Genomic DNA, 4,578 nt, shown 5'->3' with positions numbered 1-4,578 from the left:
GACGGGAGCAGGAAGCCGAAAAACGTGGATTCTATTACTTAGGAACTGGAATTAGTGGAGGGGAAGAGGGTGCTTTGTATGGTCCTTCTATTATGCCCGGGGGTCATCGTGCTGGATATGAATTCATTCAGGATATATTACTTAAAGCAGCAGCCCAAACCGAAGATGGACCCTGTTGTGTTTACTTAGGCCCAGGTGGAGCCGGACATTTTGTGAAAATGGTTCACAATGGAATCGAATATGCCCTCATGGAACTCATTGCTGAAGCCTACGATTTGATGCGCAAACTTTTTAAGATGGATCCTCCAGCTATAGCTGAAGTCTTCAAACAATGGAACCAACGAGAAAATTTAAATTCTTTTCTGCTTGAAATATCAATTGAAATCTTAAATTATCGAGATCCGGAAACTGGTTTTTATCTCATCGATCTGATCGATGATCGAGCTGAACAAAAAGGAACCGGAAAATGGACTTCCCAAATCGCCCTGGATTTTGGTGTTCCAATTCCAACCATCAATCAAGCGGTAGTAACACGGGTACTCTCAGCTCAAAAAGCGAACCGTCTCAAGCTGGCAGCAAAAATTCGATCGAAAACCCCTCTTTCCTTTTCTAGTCAAGAGTCCCAGCAGTTCTTTACTTCTTTAGCCGATGGATTATATTTGGCCAATCTCATGGCATTTAACGAGGGAATGCACATGCTCTCAGTTGCCTCTCAAGAAAAAAATTGGAGCCTTCCACTGGCTGATATTGCCCGAATCTGGAAAGGAGGCTGCATTCTTCGGACCCGACTTTTAAACAGAATTCAGCTTGCTTTTCAAGACCCTAACTTAGAAATGCTTATTGAATCTCCAGAGTTTATCCCTGATCTCCAGAAAAAGCTTTCTTCGCTTTGCCATGTTGCTAAAATTGGTGTGGAAAACCACCTTCCACTTCCGTCATTTCAAGGAGCATTGGCTTCACTCGAGGCCTGGTCTTCGTCATCGCTTCCAACCAACCTCATTCAAGCCCAACGAGATTTCTTTGGTGCTCATACCTATCGACGAATTGACCGGGAAGGGATCTTTCATACCCAATGGGAGGATAAATAATTATGATGAATGAGTTAGATAGCCCAGCCATCGGTCTTTCTGATTCAGAATTAAAGCAACTGATTTTTCGAGAATTGGAAAAATATTCTTTTGAGGGAAAAAGGATTTTAGTTATTGTTCCCGATAACACTCGAACTATTCCTCTTCAGTTATTCTTCTCCTCTTTTCAAAGCACTCTTTTAAAGCGGGTTAAAAAATTAGACTTTCTCATTGCTTTGGGAACTCATCCAGCCATGACTTCAGAGCAAATACATGAACATTTTGGAGTTACTCCATCCCAAGCAAAAGCATCAGGAATCAATATTTTTAATCATCAATGGGATGAACCCCGTCAGTTGAAGCTTATTGGGACATTAGCTGAAGAAAAGGTAAAAAAAATAACCGGAGGCCTCCTAGCAGAACCGATTCCTGTTAACATCAACAAGAAAATATTCGAATATGATCAGTTAATCATCCTAGGCCCAGTTTTTCCCCATGAAGTTGTTGGTTTTTCAGGAAGTTATAAATATTTATTTCCCGGTATTTCAGGACCAGAAATTATTAATGCTTTTCACTGGTTATCGGCTCTTATTACCAACCCAAAGACCATTGGTCATCGAGATACTCCTTCTCGACAGATTATCAATCAAGCAGCTCAATTGGTATCTATACCGATAACTGCCTTTTGTCTTGTTATGAAAGGGAAAATTCCTTTTGGACTCTTTACTGGAGATCCAATCGAATCTTGGCAGCAGGCAGTTCATTTATCATCTCGGGTGAATGTTGTTTATAAGCCAAAGCCTTTCAAAAAAGTGATTTCGATTGCTCCGGCTATGTATACCGAGCTCTGGGTGGGTGGAAAATGTATGTATAAGCTCGAGCCGGTTGTTGATGATGGTGGTGAAATTATCATTTATGCGCCTCACCTTAAGGAAATCTCTATTACTCATGGGAAATACTTGAAGGAAATTGGTTACCATACTCGAGATTACTTTCTTGCCAATTGGGAGAAATGTCAGCATGTTCCCAAAGGTATTGTAGCTCATTCGACTCATGTAAAAGGGATCGGTATTTACCAGGATAGTAAAGAGTACCCACGAATTCAAGTAACCTTGGCCACCGGTCTTCCTCGGGAACTTTGTGAGTCAATCAATCTTGGCTATCTTGATTACCGTTCACTTAACCCCAATGACTACCTGGGGAAGGAAGAGGAAGGAATATTAGTGGTTCCTAATGCAGGAGAAATGCTTTATCGCCTTCAGGATGGAACTACTCCTGATATCGACCGCTTGCAAAGAAGCGAAAGGTCTTTTGGGAAATAAGCTAAAATTCAATGGTAGAGGCAAATTGCACCTTTCTCTTTTTAGATGGAAATTTTCTCTTTACTTACCCGAAGGATTAACGGGAATTTTTTGGTTTTGTTGAAAGGTTTTTTGTTGTTTATTCATTAAAGCAGGAAGCAGATAACGAAGAATCATAGCAACGATAATTATACTTCCGCCGATTAGTGCCCATTTGCTGGGTTTTTCCCCAAGAGAAAGAAAAACCCAAATTGGATTGAGAATTGGCTCGATAATTGGAATCAGACTTCCTTCTAAGGCAGTGACATATTTAATGGCGATGGAGTACAAAATATAAGCTAAACCAATTTGAAATAAACCCAGTAGAATAAGGCCAAGCCAGCTTCCTTTCCCAGGAGCTGATGTCAACATAAAAGGAATAGCAATCAGAGCAGTGAGAATATTACCCATCAAAACTGATTCAAGGGGCGACGCATCCTTTTGACTGCGTAGATAAATGGTGAGAAGTGCAAAGGTTACTCCACTTAAAATAGCTACTATATTTCCCAGTACGTTGCCGATTTGAAATTGATCAAAAAAGAAGAGCATCATACCTCCAATGACAGTAAAAATAATTATCCAATCAAGTCGGCTGGTTTTCTCTCCAAGAATTCTATGGCCAAGAAGTGCCACATAGATTGGTGCACTATACTGAAGGAGTATCGCATTGGCAGCAGTTGTTTTCTTGGTAGCATAAACGAAGAGAATGACAGTTGCAGCATAGAACAAGGCTCCTAAAATCTGATTTTTCGTCCAGTTTAGACGAGGACGGCGAAGGTAAATAAGAATAAAAATACTCGCTATGGCGCTGCGCATTCCTGCAATTGCAATTGGATTCCAGGTTACTATTTTTATCAGTAACCCTCCAAAGCTCCAGAGGATAGCTGTAAGGATGAGGAAAAATATCGCTTGGGTTCTACTTATACTCTTAAACATAATTCACCATTATACCCGAAAAGTGAATTATTTAAATATGAAAAGAGTAATTCATTTTTCACATTTTAATTCAACTCAATCATTTCTTTATCATCTAAAAAATCTCATGATTTTACTTATGAATTATCAAATTTCTAATTATGAATATGATATGATGAAAAATAGCAGGAAAAAGGAAGGAGTGATGAGATGATTAAAGGGAAAGGATTTCGGTTAAAGTTTATTGGATACCTATTCATGATATTGATTCTTTTCTTCAGCGCCTCTGGTTTTGCTCAAGATAATTATAAAATCGAGAACATTCTTAGCAGTATGTCACTCGAGGAGAAGGTTGGACAAGTTATCTTTGGATTTTTTCGAGGTCCAGTTTTGACTCCAGAATTGGAAGAAATGATTCGAGATTATCATTTAGGGGGGATTATTCTCTATTCCATTGCAGGGAACATAGAAAGTCCAATTCAAGTCGCCTCTTTAATAAATGCCGTTCAATATTGTGCAGAAAAACATGGACAAATACCTCCTTTGGTTTCAATAGACCAAGAAGGAGGATTGGTTGCTCGACTAACTGAAGGGGTAACAGTATTTCCAGGAAATATGGCTTTAGGAGCTACTAGGAATACTGAATTTGCCCAGAAAGCAGCAGAGATTTGTGCTCGAGAATTACGTATTCTTGGGATTACTTTAAATTTTGCACCAGTCGTTGACGTAAACAGTAATCCAGCAAACCCAATAATCGGAATTCGCTCCTTTGGCTCTGACCCGGAAATTGTTTCAAATCTTGGATCAGTAATGATAGAACCCTACAAAAAAGAGCGAGTTCTCTGTACAGCAAAACATTTTCCCGGTCACGGAGATGCTGGAATCGATTCCCACACCGGCTTACCTTTTATCAATCGAAGCCGAGAAGATTTGGAAAAAGTTGAATTGGTTCCCTTTCAACAAATGGTACAAAATGGTGTACCAGCTGTTATGTCGGCTCATATTGTTGTACCGGCCTTGAGTGAAGGAGACGATTTCCCTGCGACTCTATCGAAAGAAATATTATCAATTCTCCGTAATGATTGGGGCTTTAATGGTCTTATTATTACTGATTCGATGGGAATGGGAGCGATAGACCAGCAATGGGGTATGGAAGAAGCATCGATACTCGCTTTTCAAGCGGGAGCTGATGTGCTTTTATTTGGAGCGGATAAGAATCATGAACCAGCTGAACAGAAAGCAGTATACCAAGCTCT

General features: G+C 39.9%; 4 protein-coding genes. 3 read left to right on the top strand and 1 reads right to left on the bottom strand.

Annotated elements, in window-relative coordinates; translation table 11 throughout:
* Together gnd and PLK24_RS05610 are read left to right on the top strand one after the other, a co-directional pair.
* Nucleotides 1-1,088, top strand: a 1,088-nt coding sequence (gene gnd, locus PLK24_RS05615; RefSeq protein ID WP_324477117.1) for an NADP-dependent phosphogluconate dehydrogenase, incomplete at its 5' end; no start/stop codon positions are given.
* Nucleotides 1,089-1,090: 2 nt separating this feature from the next.
* Nucleotides 1,091-2,389 carry a lactate racemase domain-containing protein gene (locus PLK24_RS05610; RefSeq protein WP_324477115.1) on the top strand — a complete coding sequence of 433 codons (1,299 nt, stop codon included), beginning with the start codon at nucleotides 1,091-1,093 and terminating at the stop codon, nucleotides 2,387-2,389.
* A gap of 60 nt (nucleotides 2,390-2,449) precedes the next feature.
* On the opposite strand, the gene PLK24_RS05605 is transcribed toward PLK24_RS05610, so the two are convergent.
* The gene (locus PLK24_RS05605; protein ID WP_324477113.1) at nucleotides 2,450-3,343 is read right to left on the bottom strand and encodes a DMT family transporter; all 894 of its coding nucleotides are present in this window, start codon (nucleotides 3,341-3,343) and stop codon (nucleotides 2,450-2,452) included.
* A gap of 189 nt (nucleotides 3,344-3,532) precedes the next feature.
* Between PLK24_RS05605 and PLK24_RS05600 the strand changes: the two genes are divergently transcribed.
* On the top strand, nucleotides 3,533-4,578 hold a 1,046-nt coding region (locus PLK24_RS05600; protein ID WP_324477111.1), incomplete at its 3' end, for a glycoside hydrolase family 3 protein.

This window comes from Atribacter sp. (assembly GCF_035418125.1).
Classification (GTDB): Bacteria; Atribacterota; Atribacteria; order Atribacterales; family Atribacteraceae; genus Atribacter; species Atribacter allofermentans.
The sequence above is the reverse complement of the archived record's forward strand: the minus strand, read 5'-3'. Positions and strand labels throughout refer to the sequence as shown.

Bases quoted from the DNA above. Each gene is read 5' to 3' on its own strand.
- PLK24_RS05610 (WP_324477115.1), top strand. From the start codon at position 1,091: ATGATGAATGAGTTAGATAGCCCAGCCATCGGTCTTTCTGATTCAGAA.
- PLK24_RS05605 (WP_324477113.1), bottom strand. From the start codon at position 3,343: ATGTTTAAGAGTATAAGTAGAACCCAAGCGATATTTTTCCTCATCCTT.